This window comes from Streptomyces sp. (assembly GCF_031181705.1).
Taxonomy (GTDB): domain Bacteria; phylum Actinomycetota; class Actinomycetes; order Streptomycetales; family Streptomycetaceae; genus Streptomyces.
The window spans coordinates 1-16,922 of the sequence record NZ_JAPSKN010000057.1; the positions used below are offsets into that span (position 1 = coordinate 1).

Below are 16,922 nucleotides of genomic sequence, written 5' to 3' on the forward strand. Positions count from 1 at the left end.
TGTGGTGGGACCTGCCGACGTATCCGTTCCAGCGCCGCCGGTACTGGCTGGAGCGCACCGGGCACGACACCGGTGTCGCCCGGTTTGGACAGGACCCCGCCGGCCACCCCCTCCTCGCCGCCGTCCTGACGGCGCCCGAGGGCGACACCGTGACCCTCACCGGTCAGCTGTCGCTGCGCGACCAGCCCTGGCTCGCCGAGCACACCCTCTCCGGCACCGTCGTGGTCCCGGGAACGGCCTTCGTGGAGCTGGCGGTCCGCGCCGGTGACGAGGTCGGCTGCCCGACCGTGGAGGAGCTGACGCTCCAGGCGCCACTGGTCCTCACGGAACGGGAGACCGCGCGCGTCCAGGTGGTGGTCGGGGCGCCGGACGGTGAGAACCGCAGGCCGCTGTCGGTGTACGCGCGCGCCGAGGGCGCCCCGGAATGGATCCGGCACGCCGAGGGCCTGTTGGCGGCAGCCACCGACGCCGGCGGCTTTGCGGACTCCGGTGGCGACGCGCCCGCGGAGACCTGGCCGCCGTCGGGGGCCCGGGAGGTGGCCGCCGAGGAGTTGTACACCCGGCTCGCCACCCAGGGCTTCGACTACGGCCCGCTCTTCACGGGCCTGCGCGCCGCCTGGCAGCGCGACGGCGACGGACCCGGCGACGGGCCGGCCGAGGTGTACGCGGAGGTCGCGCTGCCCGAGGAAACCTCGGTGGACGGCTTCGGCATCCACCCCGCACTGCTGGACGCCGCACTCCACGCCGGTGAACTCTTCGCCGCCGACGACACGTTGACGATGCCGTTCGCCTGGCGGGGACTCACCCTGCGGGCCACCGGCGCGACCTCCCTGCGGGTGCGGCTGACCGCCGGTGACGGTGGCGGCTACGCGCTGCGCGCCACGGACACCGCCGGCGCGGTGGTGCTGGAGGCCGACTCGCTGCTGGTGCGCGCGGTGCCGCTGGAGGAACTGGGCGCCACGGACCGGCACCGCGACCTCTACACGGTGGAGTGGGTCCCGGTACCCGCCCCCCGTGCGCAGGGGAACGACGGGTGGGCGGTCCTCGGGGACCTGCCGCTGCCGGGCGTCGCCCGCAGCCGCGACCTGGCCGCCCTGCTGGACTCCGGGGAGCCGCTGCCGAAGGTGGTGCTGTACGAGCCGCCGCTGCCGGCCACCGACGCGGAGCCCCTGGCGGCGACGCGGAGGGCGACCGGTGAGGCCCTGGCGCTGCTGACGGACTGGCTCGCCGAGGAGCGCTGCGCCGACGCCCGCCTGGTGGTCGTGGTGCGCGGGACGACTCTGGCCGGCGGCGCGGTGACGGGCCTGGTACGGGCCGCCCAGGCGGAGAACCCGGACCGGTTCGTGCTCGCGCACCTGCCGGAGGACGATCCCGCCGCCCTGACCGCCGAGAGTGCGCTGCCCGCCGCCCTGGCCGCCGACGAACCGGAGTTCGCGCTCCGCGGAGGGCGGGCCGAGGCACCCAGGCTGGCGGTGGCGACCGGGGCCAGCAAGGAGCTGGAACCCGGCGAGGCCGTGCTCGTCACCGGAGGGACGGGCGGGCTGGGCGCCGCCGTCGCACGGCACCTGGCGGACCGCCACGGTGTGCGCCGGCTGGTGCTGGCCAGCCGGCGCGGCCCGCAGGCACCGGGGGCCGATGCCCTGGCGGCCGAGCTGACCGCGCGGGGCGTCGAGACCGCCGTGGTGGCCTGCGACCTCGGGGACCGGGAGGCGGTCGCCCGGCTGCTGTCGGACCACCCGGTGACCGGTGTGGTGCACACCGCCGGGGTGGTGGACGACGGGCTGGTCGGCGCGATGGACGCCGAGCGTCTGGAGACCGTCCTGCGGCCGAAGGCGGACGCCGCCTGGCACCTGCACGAACTCGCCGGCGACCTCTCGATGTTCGTCCTCTTCTCCTCGGCCGCCGGCACCCTGGACGGCGCCGGGCAGTCCAACTACGCGGCGGCCAACGGCTTCCTCGACGCCCTGGCCGCGCGGCGCCGCAGCCTGGGGCTGCCCGCTTCCTCCCTCGCCTGGGGACTGTGGGCGGAACGGGCGGGGATGGCCGGAGCCCTGTCGGAGGCCGACCTGGAGCGGATGGGACGGGCCGGGCTCCTGGCGCTGCCCACCGAGGACGGTCTCAGCCTGCTGGACACCGCCGCCGGTCTCGACCGGCCGGTGGTGCTGCCGATGCGGCTGGACACCGCCGCGGTGGCCAGGGCCGAGCGTCCGGTGCCGCCGATGCTCCGCGGCCTGGTACGGGTCCCGCGGCGCCGGACCGCCGTACCGCGCGGGCCGGAGGCGGTGGAGCAGCCGCTGGCCGACCGGCTGGCGGCCATGCGGCCGGAGGACCGCCGCCCGCTGCTGCTGGACGTGGTGCGCACCCAGGTCGCCGCCGTACTGGGCCACGACGGGCCCCGGGACATCGAGCCCGAGCGGGGCTTCACCGAGCTCGGTGTCGACTCGCTCGCCGCGCTGGAACTCCGCAACGGTCTGGCGGCCCGGGCCGGCATCCGGCTGCCCGCGACGCTGGTCTTCGACCACCCGACCCCGGCGGCGGTCGCCGACATGCTCCTCGAGGAACTGGTGGTGAGGACCGAGCAGACACCGCTGGCCGCCGAGTTCTCCGCCATCGAGGCGGCGCTCAGCCGGACCCGGCCGGGCGAGGAGGGGTTCGAGGCGATCGTGGCGCGGCTGCGGGACCTCAGCGCCCGGTGGGCGACGGCCGGCGCGGCGTCCGGCGGCGGGGCCCGTACGGACAACGACGACATCGAGGCCGCGACCGCCGACGAGCTCTTCGACATCCTCGACGGGGAGCTCGACCTGGACTGAGGCACGGCCGGCGGGCCCGGATCACGGGCCCGCCGGCCGTCTCCGGCCCGCGGCGCTCCCGCGGGAGCCGAGGCCGCGGCTGCGGTCCCCGACACGACCGGTGCCCCTCCCCGTACGCGGGGAGGGGCACCGGTCGTCGTGCTCAGGGACGGCTCACCAGGTGATCCGCAGCGCGGCCGGGCCGCGCACGATCACCCCGAACTTCCACTCCACGTGCTCGGGATCGTCGGCCAGCTGCATCTGCGGCATCTTCTCCAGCAGCACGGTCAGCGACTCCTGGAGCTCCATCCGGGCCAGCTGCGCGCCGATGCAGTGGTGCGGGCCGTGACCGAAGGTCAGGTGCGGGTTGTGGGCGCGGGCGAGGTCGATCTCCTCCGGGTTCTCGAAGACCTCGGGGTCGCGGTTGGCCGCGTGGAGCGCCGCGAGTACCGGTTCGCCGGTCCGCACCAGGGTGTCGCCCACCCACACGTCCTCCAAGGCGTAACGGGCGAACATCGCGGCGGTGTTGATCGGGACGTAGCGCAGCAGCTCCTCGACCGCGGTGGGCATCAGCTCCGGCTCGGCGCGCAGCCGGGCCATCAGCTCGGGGCGGGTGAGCAGGGTGTAGACGAAGCTGGGCAGCGCCGAGGCCACCGTCTCCACACCGCCGGTCAGCAGCCCGGCTCCGGCGAGCGCGATGAGCTCGGTGTCGGTGAGCTTGTCGCCGTTGTCGCGTGCGTAGACCAGGGCACCGAGCAGGTCGTCGGTCGGCTCGCGGCGGCGCTGGGCGACCAGGTCGGCCATGTAGGCGTCGAGCTCGCCGCCGATGTCGAAGAGCACGTCGTCCTTGGCCGTCTCGTCGTTCGTGACGCCCTCGGTCCAGCGGCGGAAGACGTGCCGGTCCTCGAAGGGGACCCCCAGCAGGTCGCAGATGACGTTGACCGGCAGCAGCCGGGCCAGGTCCTCGACCACGTCGGCGGGCCCGCCCCCGGCCAGCATGTCGTCCACCAGCCGGTCGGCCAGGCCGCGCACCTCGCCGCGCATCTGGTTCATCCGGCGGGCGGTGAACGCCTTGGCCACCAGCCGGCGCAGCCGGGTGTGGTCGGGCGGGTCCATGCCCATGATGCCGTCGCCCACCGACTGGCGGCGCAGCCGCGGCTGGTCGAGCCCCTGCGCGATCGCCCGGCTGAAACGGGGGTCCGTCATGACCTGCTTGCAGTCCGCGTGCCGGGTGGCGAGCCAGGAGACCTCGCCGTACGGCAGCTGCACCCGGCTCATCGGCTCGTCGGCCCGCAGCTTGGCGTAGAGCGGTGAGACGCTGATGTCCTCCATGTCGAACGGGTACGGACGCACCGTTCTCGGCTCGTTCATGCGGCAGGCTCTCCTCGTGGTCGGGCGGCATGCCGTCCCGGCCACCCGGTCCGCCACGGCGACCGCCGGGCGGGGCAGGGGAGCACCGCTGTCCGCCCGGCGGCGGCCGGCGGGACGACGGTGCGGGGCACGGTACGGCGCAGAGGGCGTGAGGGCAGCCGGGAAGGAACCGGTGCGCGGGCCGGCGCCCCGGCACGGACCCCTCCCCTACGGTCCGTTCGGCAAGCTACCGGCCGTGGCGCGGCACAGACACCCCTAACCCGCCGGGTGCGCCGTCAGCCGGCGGCCGACACCAGCAGCGCCTCGGCGTCGGCCGCCAGCCGCAGCCGGTCCGTCTTGCGGTTGGCGTTGAGCGGGAACTCGGGAAGATGCTGGTAGTGGCGCGGGAGGACCCCGTCGGGCAGGTGCGAACGCAGGCGGCGCACCAGCTCGGGTGTGGTCACCGCCTCACCGGTGTAGTAGACCACCAGCTCGGTGCCGTCGTCCCTGGTCACACTCACCGCGACCGCGTCCTGCGGGCCGCAGGCCCGCACCGCGTGCTCCACCTCGGCCAGTTCGATCCGCCAGCCGTGCACCTGGACCTGGGAGTCGAGCCGGCCGAGGTAGACCAGCTCGCCGTCGGCGGCCCTCCTGATCCGGTCGCCGGTGCGGTACCAGCGCCGGCCGCCGCGCTCGACGAAACGCCCCTCCTCGTCCCGCGGATCCAGGTATCCGGCCGCCAACTGCGGGCCGCTGACGCACAGTTCGCCCTCCTCCTCACTCGGCTCACCGTCCGGGCCGAGGAGCACGTACTCGTGGCCGGGGTGGACGGTGCCGATCGGGGCCAGTCCGTTGACCGCGGCGGCCAGGGAGCGTTCGCCGGCCCAGCGGTGGACGGTGACGGTGAGGGTCAGCTCGGTCGGGCCGTAGAGGTTCTCCAGCGTCGAGGCCGGGGCGGCGCACTGCCAGTCCTGCGCGTCGCGGCAGGTGAGCGCCTCCCCGGCGAACAGGCTCCAGCGCAGTCCCGGCAGGGTGGGACCGGCCAACCCGCCCAGCCGCCGCACCAGTTTGATCACGCTGGGGGTGGAGAACCAGACCGTCAACCCCTGCGCGGCGACGAAGCCCGGCAGATCGCGGTAGGCGTACGGCGGGACCGGCACGGCGGTGCCGCCCGCGCCCCAGGCGCAGAAGAGGTCGAAGAACGCGCAGTCGAAGTTCAGGTCGAAGGCCTGGGAGAAGACGTCCGAGGGGCCGAAGCCGTAGCGCCGGTCGACGATGTCGAAGTAGTGCTCGAGCCCGCCGTGGGTCAGTGCCACCCCCTTGGGACGCCCGGTCGAGCCGGAGGTGAAGAGCAGCACGGCGGTGTCCTCGGGCCCGACCCGGGCCGGCTCCTCCAGTGCCGCTGCCGGCGAGGGGAGCAGGGCGCGGACCCCGGCCGGCACGCCGTCACCGGCCGCCCCCGCCTCCGGCGCCAGTACCGCAAGGTCGGTCCGGCCCTGGAGCACCTCGGGCAGCAGCGCGGCCCCGGCCCGGTCCACCAGCACGACGCCGGCGCCCGAGGCCTCCAGCGTCTGCCGGACGCGGGCGGGGGGGAAGTCCGGCCGCAGCGGTACCACCGTCGCCCCGGCGTAGAACGCGGCCAGCAGCCCGGTGTACCCGGTGCCGTTGCGGCCCGCGAGCACCGCGACGGTCCGCGCCCCCGCACCGGCCAGCGCACCGCCCCACTCCAGCGCGGTGCGGTGCATCCAGGCGTAGGAGAGGGTCTCCACCTCCGCGCCGACCACCCGCACCGCGGCGCCCTCCGGCGAGCGGGACAGACCGCGCAGGAAACGTCCGGACAGCCCGTGCTCCGTCATACCTTTCATGATCCACCTCAGCTGGAATAGGGGGTGCCGACCGTCGAGAAAAGCGAATGGGGCCACTAAGCTCTGGCGTCGACCATTGGGGCTGAATGCCGCCGTGGCAACCCTTAATCCGGGATGCCAGAAGGGGAGACCGTCATGCTGGACAGCCAGTTCGAGGAAATTCTCCGCCGTTATCTTCCTCACCTTCGCGCGAACCAGCCGCTGAAGCCGGACATGCGGCTGCGTGATGTGGGTCTGGACTCCCTGGCCATGGTCGAACTGCTCTCCGCGGTGGAGAAGGAGTACGACATACGTCTGGACGACCGGGCGATGACCATGGAGACCTTCGAGACGCCGGCCACGCTGTGGCGCGCCGTGGACGCGGCACGGCGCTGACAAGAGCACCCCGGACGTCCGGCCGGGGGTGCCCGGACGACGGACGCGCCTGTCCGGTGCCGGCCGGCGGGCGACGTGGCCGTGGCGGGCCGGGGAACGTTTCCGCCCGGCTCCACGGGCCCGGCCTGCCGCAGGACCGCGTTCGACAAACGGGGACCGCTGGAGCACCCGGCCCACGGCCCCGACAGACCCCGGCCGCCCCGGCGTTCCGGGCCGGCCCGTGAGGGGCCGGTTCGCCGGCCCGGCGCGTCGGCACGGCCCCTGCGGGAGGACACCTGGGTCCGGCCCGTCCCCGTGCGCGCAGGAAACGTCCGGACCGCCCGGCCATTCCGCCCGGAGGCGAAGCACCCCACTCATCTAGGGGTTGAAGGCCGACTCCACCACCCCCGTACGATGCGCTGGCGGGCGGAGCGTTTTGACGGCCCCGGGCAGCCGGTCGCGGAAATGTCTTGAGCGGCTGCCCGGAGCCCCGAAATGACGAAGCGCGACGCACCCCTCACCGGCCTCGTGAACCACCGGAGTCTCACCCACCGGTTTTCGGCGGAGAAGCGGAGAACACGGCGAGGGATTTGTCCACCGCGTCGCCCGTGCCGCTCGCCCTTCCCCCACAGCTCCGAGCAGCCCGGAATCCAGGTGACCCCCCCGTGAGTCCAGACATTCCCGTCGAAGTCGTCTACCAGGAGAACTTCGCGGAGATCTACGACGACGTCTACCGCAGCCACCGGGACTACGCCGGTGAGGCCGAACGCATCCGCCGACTGGTGCGCGAGCGGCGCCCGACCGCTGTGAGCCTGCTGGACGTCGCCTGCGGCACCGGCGAGCATCTGGTGCACCTGAGCAAGGAGTTCGAGGTACAGGGCGTCGACCTCGCCGAGCCGATGCTCAGGGCCGCGGCGGCCAAGCTCGGCGCCGACGTCGTGCACCGCGGCGACATGCGCGACCTCGGCCTCGGACGGCGCTTCGACGCGGTCAGCTGCCTCTTCAGCTCCATCGCCTACCTCGGCGGGGTGGACGAACTCCGGGCCGCCACCCGGTCGATGGCCGCGCACCTGGTGCCCGGCGGGGTGATGGTCGTCGAGCCCTGGATCCTGCGGGAGGACTGGAACGGCGGTGACCTGGTGCAGGCGAGCTTCACCAGCGGCACCACCAAGGTCTCCCGGATGGGCCGCTGGTACACCGTGAACGGCCGCAGCCGGGTGGAGATGCACTACCTCGTGGCGGACCCGTCCGCGGAACCCGCCACCGCCGTCCGGCACTTCGTGAACCAGCAGGACCTCGCCCTCTTCTCGCGCGAGGAGTACGAAGCGGCCGTGACCGGGGCCGGCTGCACGGTCGAATACCTCCCCGACGGCTACGCGGACCGCGGCGTCTTCGTCGGCGTCCGGCAGACGTGACCGGCCGCCGCGGCACCGCACCCCCGTGCGCCACCCCTGACCGACGAATCGGATAGGTGTCATGAAGGCTCTCGTCCTGGCCGGCGGATCCGGAACCCGGCTGCGCCCGATCACCCACACGTCCGCCAAGCAACTCGTCCCCGTCGCCAACAAACCGGTGCTGTTCTACGGACTGGAGTCGATAGCCGACGCCGGTATCACCGAGGTCGGCATCGTGGTCGGCCACACCGCACCGGAGATCGAGGAGGCCGTCGGCGACGGCTCGGCCTTCGGCCTGCGGGTGAGCTACATCCGGCAGGAGGAGCCCCTGGGCCTGGCCCACGCGGTGCTCGTCTCGCGCGACTTCCTCGGCGACGACGACTTCGTGATGTACCTGGGCGACAACTTCATCGTCGGCGGGATCACCGAACTGGTGAAGGGCTTTTGCGAATCGGGCCCGGACGCCAAGATCCTCCTCACCCGGGTCTCCGACCCGCGTCAGTTCGGCGTCGCCGTGCTGGGCGAGGACGGCGGGGTGGTCGGGCTGGAGGAGAAACCGGAGCACCCCAAGAGCGACCTCGCCCTCGTCGGCGTCTACCTCTTCTCCCCGCTGGTGCACGAGGCGGTGCGGGCCATCAAGCCCTCCTGGCGCAACGAGCTGGAGATCACCGACGCGATCCAGGAACTGATCGACAGCGGCGCCCGGGTCGAGTCCGAGGTGATCCAGGGCCACTGGAAGGACACCGGCAACGTCGACGACATGCTCGAGGTCAACCGGATCGTCCTGGAAGGCGTCGAGCCCCGGGTGGACGGCGAGGTGGACGACGCCTCGCAGATCATCGGCCGGGTGGTGGTGGAGTCCGGCGCCCGGGTGTCCGGCTCCCGGATCGTCGGCCCGGCCCTGATCGGCGCCGGCACCGAGATCATCGACTCCTACATCGGCCCGTACACCGCGGTGTCGGAGAACTGCCGCATCCTCGACAGCGAGCTGGAGTTCTCGATCATGCTGAGCGACTCCTCACTGACCGGAGTCCGCCGCATGGAGGCCTCCCTGATCGGGCGCCACGTCCACGGCGCCTCCCGTCCCCGGGTGCCCAACGCCCACCGGCTGGTCCTCGGCGACCACTCGACCTTCGAGATCAGCTCATGAGCCTGCGCCTCCTGGTCACCGGCGCGGCCGGCTTCATCGGCTCGGCCTATGTCCGCGCCCTGCTGGCCGACCCGGCCGACGACGTCCGGATCACCGTGCTGGACCTCCTCACCTACGCCGGCAGCCGCGCCAACCTGGACCTCACCGACCCCCGGCTGACCTTCGTGCACGGCGACGTCTGCGACGCCGCGCTGGTGGACCGGCTGACCGCACGGGCGGACCAGGTCGTCCACTTCGCCGCCGAGTCCCACGTGGACCGGTCGATCGCAGGCGCCGGCGCCTTCGTCCGCACCAACGTCACGGGGACGCAGACCCTGCTGGACGCCGCGCTGCGGCACCGGGTGGAGCGTTTCGTGCAGATCTCCACCGACGAGGTCTACGGCTCCATCGACACCGGCTCCTGGCCGGAGACCCACCCGATCAGCCCCAACTCCCCGTACTCCGCGTCCAAGGCGGCCGGCGACCTGCTCGCGCTGGCCTACCACCGCACCCACGGCCTGGACGTGCGGGTGACCCGCTGCTCGAACAACTACGGCCCCCGGCAGCACCCCGAGAAGGTCATCCCCCGCTTCGTCACCACCCTCCTGGACGGCGGCAACGTCCCGCTCTACGGCACCGGGGAGAACGTCCGCGACTGGCTGCACGTGGACGACCACTGCGCGGGCGTCGAACTCGTCCGCACCCGGGGCCGCGCCGGCCGGGTCTACAACCTCGGCGGCGGCACCGAGCTCAGCAACAAGGAACTGACGGGCATGATCCTGGAGGCGTGCGGGGCCGACTGGGGACGGGTGGACCACGTCACCGACCGCAAGGGGCACGACGCCCGCTACTCGGTGGACTGCACCCGCGCCCGTGAGGAACTGGGCTACGCGCCGACCCGCGACCTCGCCGCCGACCTGGCCGGCGTCGTCGCCTGGTACCGCGACAACCGCGCCTGGTGGGAGCCGCTGGTGCCCGACCGAACCGCATGAACGGCCGCTCGGCCCGGGTGACCGGCCGAGCGGCGCCGCCCCTTCCCGGGCCGTCCGCAGGGAAGACCGACCGCCTCCCCCCACCCGTCGCGCGGCAGACTCGACCAGATGCGGGGACACGCCTGCCTTGGAGCCTCCATGACATCCCTCGACGCCGTGCGCCCTCCTCGCCCCGCGCGCCTGGACCCACCGGACGAGGAGTTCCTCGCCCGGCTGCGCGGCCCGGTCACCGGCGCCCCGCTGGAGCCGGCCGGCCCCGGCCTGCTTTGCGACGGCGACACCCTCTGGCCGTGCCTGGACGGCATCCCCTACCTCCGCCTGGCCCGGGAGGAGTTACGGGACGAGGCGGTCGCGGCGATCCGCCGCGGTGACACCGACCACGCGCTGGCCGTGCTGATCGCCGACCGCAAGGACGCCTCGGTACCGCCCGTCGACCCCGCCGCCCTGCGCACCGCGGTCGCCGCCGTGGAGAGCGGTGCCGCGACGGCGGCCATGGTGATGGACCACCTGAGCTACGGCGGACTGGGCACCTACTTCCTGCACCGCTGGTGCCTGCCGACCCTCCTCAGCGGACAGGCCCTGCTGGAGGCGCACGCCCCGCCCGGCGGCACCCTCTTCGAGGTGGGCTGCGGTGCCGGGCACTTCCTGCGCACCTGGGAGGCCGGCTCCGGCCGCGCCATCGGCTCCGACCTCGTCTTCTCGCACCTGTGGCTGGCCCGGCACTTCACCGCCCCCCGGGCGTGGCTGGTCTGCTTCGACGCGGCCGGGCCCTTCCCCCTCGCCGACGGCACGGCCGACGTCTGCCTGACCCACGACAGCTTCCACTACTTCCCCGACAAGCCGCACGCCTTCCGCGAACTGCGCCGGATCGCCCGCCACGAGCGGGTGCTCCTCGGACACACCCACAACGCCGAGGCACCCAACTACGCCCCGGGAGCACCGCTGACGGTCCCGGAGTACGCCGCGCTGCTGCGGCCCCGCCTCGCCTACGACGACGCGGCCCTGACCCGCGCCGCGCTCACGGGTGCGGCGGCCGAGGCCGCCGCACCGGATGCGCTGCGGGCCGCCTCCGCGCTGGCCTTCGTCCACGGCCCGGCCGCCGCCCCGTCGCCACCGGGGTGGCTGACCGCGCCGCGCGCCGGCCGGCCGCTACGGGTCAACCCGCTGCTGACGCCGGGCGGACCGGTGTGGCCGACCGCGCAGTTCGCCCGGGAGTTCGTGGAGGGCTGGCCCTACCTCGGCGCGCTGGCGCACCCCGGGCCGGGGGTGGCGGCCGCCGCCGAGGCCGGCGGGAGCGGCACGGACCCGCTGATCGACCGGCTGGCCAGGCAACGGGTCCTCCTGGACCTCCCCGACCGCTGGCTGTGAGCCCCCGGCGGGCCGGACCCGCACCGGCGCCCGCGGGTCCGGCCCCGGCGCGGCGGTGCGGGCGCCCCGGCGCGCCGGGTCAGCGGCCGAGCGCCGCGGCCTCCAGCTGCGGGACGACATCGGCGAGCGTGGGCGTGGCGAGCATCTCGTCCCGCACCTCCGCGGCGACCTTGCGGAAGGACTCCTCCTCCAGCAGCCGGCCCACGTCCCGGCGGATGCGCTCGGCGGTGATGTCCTCCAGGTCGACGTAGAGCCCGTAACCGCGCTCCGCCTGCGCCACCGCCGAGGCCCGCTCGCTCCAGATGGTGCCCGGCACCAGCAGCTGCGGAACCCCGTTGACCACCGCGTTGCCGATGGTGGCACCGCCGCCCTGGTGGACGATGGCCGAGCAACCGGCGAGCACCTCGTTCATCGGCACGAAGGACTCGGCGCGGATGTTGGGCGGCAGCCGCAGCGAACCGATCTGCTCCCGGCTGAAGGTGGCGATCACCTCGATGTCCAGCGAGCCCAGCCCTTCCAGGAGGTCGGCCACCGAGGCCTGTTCGTGCCCGTGGACCTGCCGGTTGGAGACACCGAGGGTGAGCAGCACCCGGGGGCGGGCGGGCTCCTCGTAGACCCAGCGCGGTATCGGCAGCGGCCGGTTGACCGGGACGAAGCGCACCCGCAGGTAGTTCACGTCCAGCGGGAACTGCACACAGGCCGGTCCCGGATCGATCGACGCGCTGCCGAACCGCAGGTCCTCGTGGAAGCTGCGGCCGTGCCGCCGCAGCCAGTCGTCCATCCACTCGGCCAGCGGGTCCGGCCACTCCTCGTGCGGCCGGCGCTGCTTGAGCTTCTCGTACTCGAAGTGCACCCGGGCGTTCTGGTCGGCCGCGTAGAGCATCCGCATCTGGGCCGCGCCCACCACCTCGGCGACCAGCGGCGCGGTGTAGATCAGGGGGTCCCAGACGATCAGGTCCGGCCGCCACTCCCTGGCCAGCCGCAGGGTCTCGTTGAGCATCCGGTCCGGGTTGAGGTAGCGGATCATCCCGGCGGTGGTGTCGTAGGCGGCCTTCACGTAGTCGTCGGTGAGGCGCTCCGCACGGGTCTCGGACAGCTTGAACGGGTCGTCACCCGGGTCCTCGCCCACCTGACGGTGCCGGGCGATGTCGAAGTCACCACCGACCCACATGCATTCCAGTCCCGTCTCCAGGAACGGATCGACCTCCGAAGGGTTGCGCTGGCCCACGTACCGCACCTCGTGGCCGGCGGCCCGAAGCGCCCAACCGACGGGCGCGAGGCTGTAGATGTGGGTTCGCGTCGGAAAGGCCATCAGCATGACGCGCACGGAACTCTCCCCTGGCTCGTCCGGAGTGCGGCGCCGGGGACCTTCGGCCGGCCCCCTCTCCCTCGGTGCGCGGAGAGCGCCCGCCCCACGAGGGGCTGTGCCCGGGACCGCCCGTCGTGCCGGGGGGCCCTCGGGGCGGCGGGCTGCCGGTGACGTGCCCGCCCCCGGTCCCTTCCGCACCGTTCCGCGGTGCCGCAGCGTCGTCACCCTAACGGGGCACGGTCCGTGCGGAGCCGGACAGCACGGGAAACGGGGGCGGTCACGCGGAAGTTAGGGGCCGCGGCTCCCGCGGCCGCGCCCCTGCACGGCGGACGGCCCCGCCGCCCCCTGGTGCGGCCGGACGGCCCGCGAGCGCGTCCGGGGGCCGCCGCCGGGCCGTGTGTCCCGGAGCGGCACCCGGGGCGCGCGCCGCACGTCACCGCCGCACCCGACGCGGCGCGGTCCCCGGTGCCGGGCACGCTCACCGGGCCGGGCCCGGCTCCCCGGGCGCGCCCTAGGGGTCGGGCACCCCTAAAGGGCTGGTGCCCGCCCGTCCGCCGCCGTTAGACAGGTGCGGGACCCAACCGGCCCGCACCGCAGACCGGCACAGACAGCGTCCGCGCGACCCGAGAGGCAGAGGTGAGGAGCATGGCGGTGGCGCCCAGCGCCAAGGGATGGGCACCGTTCCGCGGGCACCGCACCTGGTACCGGGTGACCGGCACGCCGGACGGCGGACGGCCGCCGGTCGTCGTGGTGCACGGCGGCCCGGGCAGCACCCACGACTACCTGCTGCGGCTCGCGGCGCTCGCCGAGGACGGCTGGCCCGTCGTCCACTACGACCAGCTCGGCAACGGCGCCTCGACCCATCTCCCGGACGCCGGCGCCGACTTCTGGACCGTCGAGCTCTTCCGCGCCGAACTGGACAACCTGCTGCGGCACCTGAACATCCAGGACCGCTACGTGCTCGTCGGCCACTCCTGGGGCGGGCTGCTGTGCGCGGCGCACGCGGCCGACCGCCCCGAGGGACTGCGCGGCCTGGTGATCGCCGACTCCCCGGCCTCCTACCCGCTGTGGCGCCAGGAGATGGAGGTGCTGCGTGCCGCGCTGCCGCGCGGCGTCGACAGGATCCTGCGCGCCCACGAACGGGCCGGCACCGTCGACTCCCCGGCCTACGCCGAGGCCGTGCGGGTGTTCAACGACCGGCACGTGTGCCGGGTGCGGCCCTGGCCGCCGGAGTACGTCGCGACGGTGATGGAGATCGCCAACGACCCCACCGTCTACCGCACCATGAACGGGCCCAGCGAGTTCCACGTGATCGGCACCCTGCGGGACTGGTCGGTGGAGGACGTCCTGCCCGACATCGCCGTGCCGACCCTGGTGCTCTCCGGCCGCCACGACGAGGCGACCGAGGTCACCGTACGGCCCTTCCAGGAGCGGATCCCCGACGTCCGCTGGGAGGTGCTCGAGGAGTCCAGCCACATGCCGCACCTGGAGGAGCCGGAGCGCTTCCACGCCCTGCTGGTGGAGTTCCTGAAGGGGCTGGATCCCTGAGGCGGCCGGATCCCGCCCCGCCCCTTCCGGCCGAGGAACGCGCGGACGCGGGAGGGGCGGGCCGCGGCGGGAGAACAGGAAGAGTGGACCGGAGGATGGGTGGCATGTCCCTGAACGTGTTGAGCACCGAGGAGAGTCCGCGGTTCCGGGCGTTCGGCCCGCACCACATCGAGGAGGTGGCCCGGCGCTACGGGCTTCCCGCGGACGCCCTGGAGGCGGTCCGCGCCGTGTCGCAGGTGCTGCCGTTCCGCGTGAACGAGTACGTGCTCACCGAGCTCGTGGACTGGCACCGGATCCCCGAGGACCCGATCTTCCAGCTCGTCTTCCCCCAGCGGGGGATGCTCGACCCGGCGGAGGTCGAGCTGCTCATCGACCTGGGCCGCCGGGCCGGACGCAAGGAGATCGCCGCCGAGGTGCGGCGCATCCGGGCCGGCCTCAACCCGCATCCCTCCGGACAGCTGCAGCTCAACGTCCCCACCCTCGCCGAGGAGCAGGTGGCCGGCCTCCAGCACAAGTACCGCGAGACGGTCCTCTACTTCCCCAGCCAGGGCCAGACCTGCCACGCCTACTGCACCTACTGCTTCCGGTGGGCGCAGTTCATCGGCGACGCCGACCTGCGGTTCGCGGCCCGCGGCCCGGAACAGCTGCTGGCCTACCTGGGGCGCCATCCGGCGGTGACCGACGTCCTGGTCACCGGCGGAGACCCGATGGTGATGTCCACCGAGCGCCTGCGCGCCCACCTGGAACCGCTGCTGTCCGTGGACACCGTGCGGACCGTGCGCATCGGCACCAAGTCGGTGGCGTACTGGCCGCAGCGCTTCGTCGGCGACACGGACGCCGACGACGTCCTGCGCCTCTTCGAACAGGTCGTGGCCTCCGGCCGCAACCTCGCGGTGATGGCCCACTTCAGCCACCCCCGCGAACTGGAGACCGCGCTCGCCCGCCGGGCGCTGGCCCGGATCCGCGCCACCGGAGCCCTGGTCTACTGCCAGGCCCCGCTCATCGCGCACGTCAACGACGACGCCCGCACCTGGGCCGACCTGTGGCGGGGCGAGCTGGCCTCGGGCGCCGTGCCCTACTACATGTTCGTGGAACGGGACACCGGACCGCGCCAGTACTTCGAGGTGCCGCTGGCCCGCGCGCACCGCATCTTCCGCGACGCCTACCAGCAGCTGCCCGGCCTCGCCCGCACGGTCCGCGGCCCGGTGATGTCCACCACCCCCGGCAAGATCGTGGTGGACGGCGTCGAGGAAACCCCGCAGGGCCGGTTCCTCCAGCTGCGGATGCTCCAGGCGCGTGAACCGAGCCTGGTCGGGCGGCCGTTCCGGGCGCTGTACTCCGAGACCGCGGCCTGGGTGGACCACCTGGAGCTCGACCCGTCCACCCCGCCCGACATCGCCGCCGCCGTCGGCCCCGCGACCCGCCAGGCGCTGTCCGGCGCCCACGGCTGAGCCACCCCCGGACCGCGTCCGCGACGGCGCGCAGCAGCACGGTCTGCGCGTGGGACAGCCGCGGACCGGTGCCAGGCACCCGAAGGGAAACCGCCATGTCCGGCCGGAACATCTCCCCCAACCTCGCCCTCGACCAGCGGATCGCCGAACGCCGGGCGCGCGGTGAGCGCATCGTGCACCTGGGCTTCGGCGAGTCCCGCCTGCCGGTCTTCCCGCCGCTGCGCGAGGCCCTCGTCGAGGGGGCCGAGCGCAACGCCTACGGGCCGGTGGCCGGCGCCGAGGACGTGCGCACCGCGGTGGCCGGGTGGTTCGGCCGGCGTGCCCTGCCCACCACGCCCGACCAGGTGATCGTCGCCCCGGGCAGCAAGGCCCTGCTGCTCGCCCTCCAGCTCGTGCACCCCGGGGACGTGCTGCTGCCCAGCCCGTGCTGGGTGACCTACCGGCCGCAGGCCGTGCTCGCCGGCAAGCGCGCCCTGGGCGTCCCGGTGCCGGCCGAGTGCGGCGGGGTCCCCGACCCGGACGCGCTGCGCGCGCGGATCCGCCGGGCGCGCGCGCAGGGCCAGCGCCCCGGCATCCTCATCCTCACCTCGCCGGACAACCCGACCGGCACCACCGCCGCACCCGCGCTGATCCGTGAACTGTGCGGGATCGCCGAGGAGGAGGAACTGCTGGTGGTCTCGGACGAGATCTACCGCGACCTGCTCCACGACCCCCGGCGCCCCTATCTGAGCCCCGCCGAGGTGCTGCCGCACCGCACCGTGGTGGTCACCGGCCTCAGCAAGAACCTCGCGCTGGGCGGCTGGCGGATCGGTGCCGCCCGCTTCCCGGCGGACGAGGACGGGCGGCGGCTGCGCGACGACGTCGCCTCGGTGGCCAGCGAGAACTGGTCCACCCTCGCCGGTCCCATGCAGCAGGTCGCCGCGTACGCCTTCGCCGAACCGCCGGAGCTGCGGGCCCGGCTGGCCGCCGACGCGCGTCTGCACGCCAGGGTGGCCGCGGCCGTGTACGAGCGCTTCGTGGCGGCCGGCGCCGTCTGCCGGCCACCGACCGGCGGCTTCTACGTCTACCCCGACTTCGAGCCGCTGCGCGCCGTGCTGGCCCGCCAGGGGGTGAGCGACGACGAGGGCCTCCAGCGGCTCCTGGAGGACCACGGCGTGGCCGTGCTGGCCGGCCGCCACTTCGGTGACGACCCGGCGGCGCTGCGCTTCCGCGCCGCCACCAGCATGCTCTACGGCGACACCCGCGAGGAGCAGCGCGCCGCGCAGCAGGCCGTCGAGCGGGGCGAGGACCCGCTGCTGCTTCCCCATGTCGCCGAGGTCCTGGGCGACCTGGAGCGGGCACTGGCCAAGCTGACCGCAGTCTGAACGGAGTGA

12 protein-coding genes are annotated in these 16,922 nt (G+C 74.0%); 9 read left to right on the forward strand and 3 right to left on the reverse strand.

The window, feature by feature from the left end; all coding sequences use genetic code 11:
• The coding region (locus RIN80_RS13595) for an SDR family NAD(P)-dependent oxidoreductase (RefSeq protein WP_309095828.1) at positions 1-2,810 on the forward strand (2,810 nt) is incomplete at its 5' end.
• Positions 2,811-2,963: 153 nt separating this feature from the next.
• Here the strand turns inward: RIN80_RS13595 and RIN80_RS13600 are convergent.
• Together RIN80_RS13600 and RIN80_RS13605 are read right to left on the reverse strand one after the other, a co-directional pair.
• Positions 2,964-4,160 carry a cytochrome P450 gene (locus tag RIN80_RS13600; protein ID WP_309095829.1) on the reverse strand — a complete coding sequence of 399 codons (1,197 nt, stop codon included), beginning with the start codon at positions 4,158-4,160 and terminating at the stop codon, positions 2,964-2,966.
• Between the two features lie 275 nt (positions 4,161-4,435).
• A complete protein-coding gene (locus RIN80_RS13605; protein WP_344646049.1) occupies positions 4,436-6,004 on the reverse strand; it encodes an AMP-binding protein in 1,569 nt (522 codons plus the stop codon).
• Between the two features lie 135 nt (positions 6,005-6,139).
• Here RIN80_RS13605 and RIN80_RS13610 point away from each other — a divergent pair, with 135 nt between their 5' ends.
• The 5 genes from RIN80_RS13610 to RIN80_RS13630 all read left to right on the forward strand — a co-directional run bounded on the left by RIN80_RS13610 (position 6,140) and on the right by RIN80_RS13630 (position 11,241).
• Complete coding sequence (locus RIN80_RS13610) at positions 6,140-6,379, forward strand: acyl carrier protein (protein WP_309095831.1); 240 nt, start codon at positions 6,140-6,142, stop codon at positions 6,377-6,379.
• A gap of 644 nt (positions 6,380-7,023) precedes the next feature.
• Complete coding sequence (locus tag RIN80_RS13615) at positions 7,024-7,773, forward strand: class I SAM-dependent methyltransferase (protein WP_309095832.1); 750 nt, start codon at positions 7,024-7,026, stop codon at positions 7,771-7,773.
• A gap of 61 nt (positions 7,774-7,834) precedes the next feature.
• Complete coding sequence (locus RIN80_RS13620; protein ID WP_309095833.1) at positions 7,835-8,902, forward strand: glucose-1-phosphate thymidylyltransferase; 1,068 nt, start codon at positions 7,835-7,837, stop codon at positions 8,900-8,902.
• Between the two features lie 2 nt (positions 8,903-8,904).
• Positions 8,905-9,873 carry a dTDP-glucose 4,6-dehydratase gene (rfbB, locus tag RIN80_RS13625; protein WP_309095849.1) on the forward strand — a complete coding sequence of 323 codons (969 nt, stop codon included), beginning with the start codon at positions 8,905-8,907 and terminating at the stop codon, positions 9,871-9,873.
• Positions 9,874-10,011: 138 nt separating this feature from the next.
• The gene (locus tag RIN80_RS13630) at positions 10,012-11,241 is read left to right on the forward strand and encodes a methyltransferase domain-containing protein (protein WP_309095834.1); all 1,230 of its coding nucleotides are present in this window, start codon (positions 10,012-10,014) and stop codon (positions 11,239-11,241) included.
• Between the two features lie 79 nt (positions 11,242-11,320).
• Here RIN80_RS13630 and RIN80_RS13635 read toward each other — a convergent pair whose 3' ends face one another.
• Positions 11,321-12,559, reverse strand: a complete 1,239-nt coding sequence (locus RIN80_RS13635) for a nucleotide disphospho-sugar-binding domain-containing protein (RefSeq protein WP_309095850.1) — start codon at positions 12,557-12,559, stop codon at positions 11,321-11,323.
• A gap of 636 nt (positions 12,560-13,195) precedes the next feature.
• Here RIN80_RS13635 and RIN80_RS13640 point away from each other — a divergent pair.
• The 3 genes from RIN80_RS13640 to RIN80_RS13650 all read left to right on the forward strand — a co-directional run bounded on the left by RIN80_RS13640 (position 13,196) and on the right by RIN80_RS13650 (position 16,913).
• Positions 13,196-14,098, forward strand: a complete 903-nt coding sequence (locus RIN80_RS13640; protein ID WP_309095835.1) for a proline iminopeptidase-family hydrolase — start codon at positions 13,196-13,198, stop codon at positions 14,096-14,098.
• Positions 14,099-14,202: 104 nt separating this feature from the next.
• On the forward strand, positions 14,203-15,549 hold the full coding sequence (locus RIN80_RS13645) for a lysine 2,3-aminomutase (RefSeq protein WP_309095836.1): 1,347 nt from the start codon (positions 14,203-14,205) through the stop codon (positions 15,547-15,549).
• A 95-nt stretch (positions 15,550-15,644) separates the two neighbouring features.
• The gene (locus tag RIN80_RS13650) at positions 15,645-16,913 is read left to right on the forward strand and encodes a pyridoxal phosphate-dependent aminotransferase (protein ID WP_309095837.1); all 1,269 of its coding nucleotides are present in this window, start codon (positions 15,645-15,647) and stop codon (positions 16,911-16,913) included.
• Positions 16,914-16,922 lie beyond the last annotated feature (9 nt).

Coding starts and splice junctions, on each gene's coding strand:
- RIN80_RS13600 (WP_309095829.1), bottom strand. CDS start 4,160: ATGAACGAGCCGAGAACGGTGCGTCCGTACCCGTTCGACATGGAGGAC.
- RIN80_RS13650 (WP_309095837.1), top strand. CDS start 15,645: ATGTCCGGCCGGAACATCTCCCCCAACCTCGCCCTCGACCAGCGGATC.
- RIN80_RS13635 (WP_309095850.1), bottom strand. CDS start 12,559: ATGCTGATGGCCTTTCCGACGCGAACCCACATCTACAGCCTCGCGCCC.
- RIN80_RS13630 (WP_309095834.1), top strand. CDS start 10,012: ATGACATCCCTCGACGCCGTGCGCCCTCCTCGCCCCGCGCGCCTGGAC.
- RIN80_RS13640 (WP_309095835.1), top strand. CDS start 13,196: ATGGCGGTGGCGCCCAGCGCCAAGGGATGGGCACCGTTCCGCGGGCAC.
- RIN80_RS13645 (WP_309095836.1), top strand. CDS start 14,203: ATGTCCCTGAACGTGTTGAGCACCGAGGAGAGTCCGCGGTTCCGGGCG.
- RIN80_RS13620 (WP_309095833.1), top strand. CDS start 7,835: ATGAAGGCTCTCGTCCTGGCCGGCGGATCCGGAACCCGGCTGCGCCCG.
- RIN80_RS13610 (WP_309095831.1), top strand. CDS start 6,140: ATGCTGGACAGCCAGTTCGAGGAAATTCTCCGCCGTTATCTTCCTCAC.
- RIN80_RS13605 (WP_344646049.1), bottom strand. CDS start 6,004: ATGAAAGGTATGACGGAGCACGGGCTGTCCGGACGTTTCCTGCGCGGT.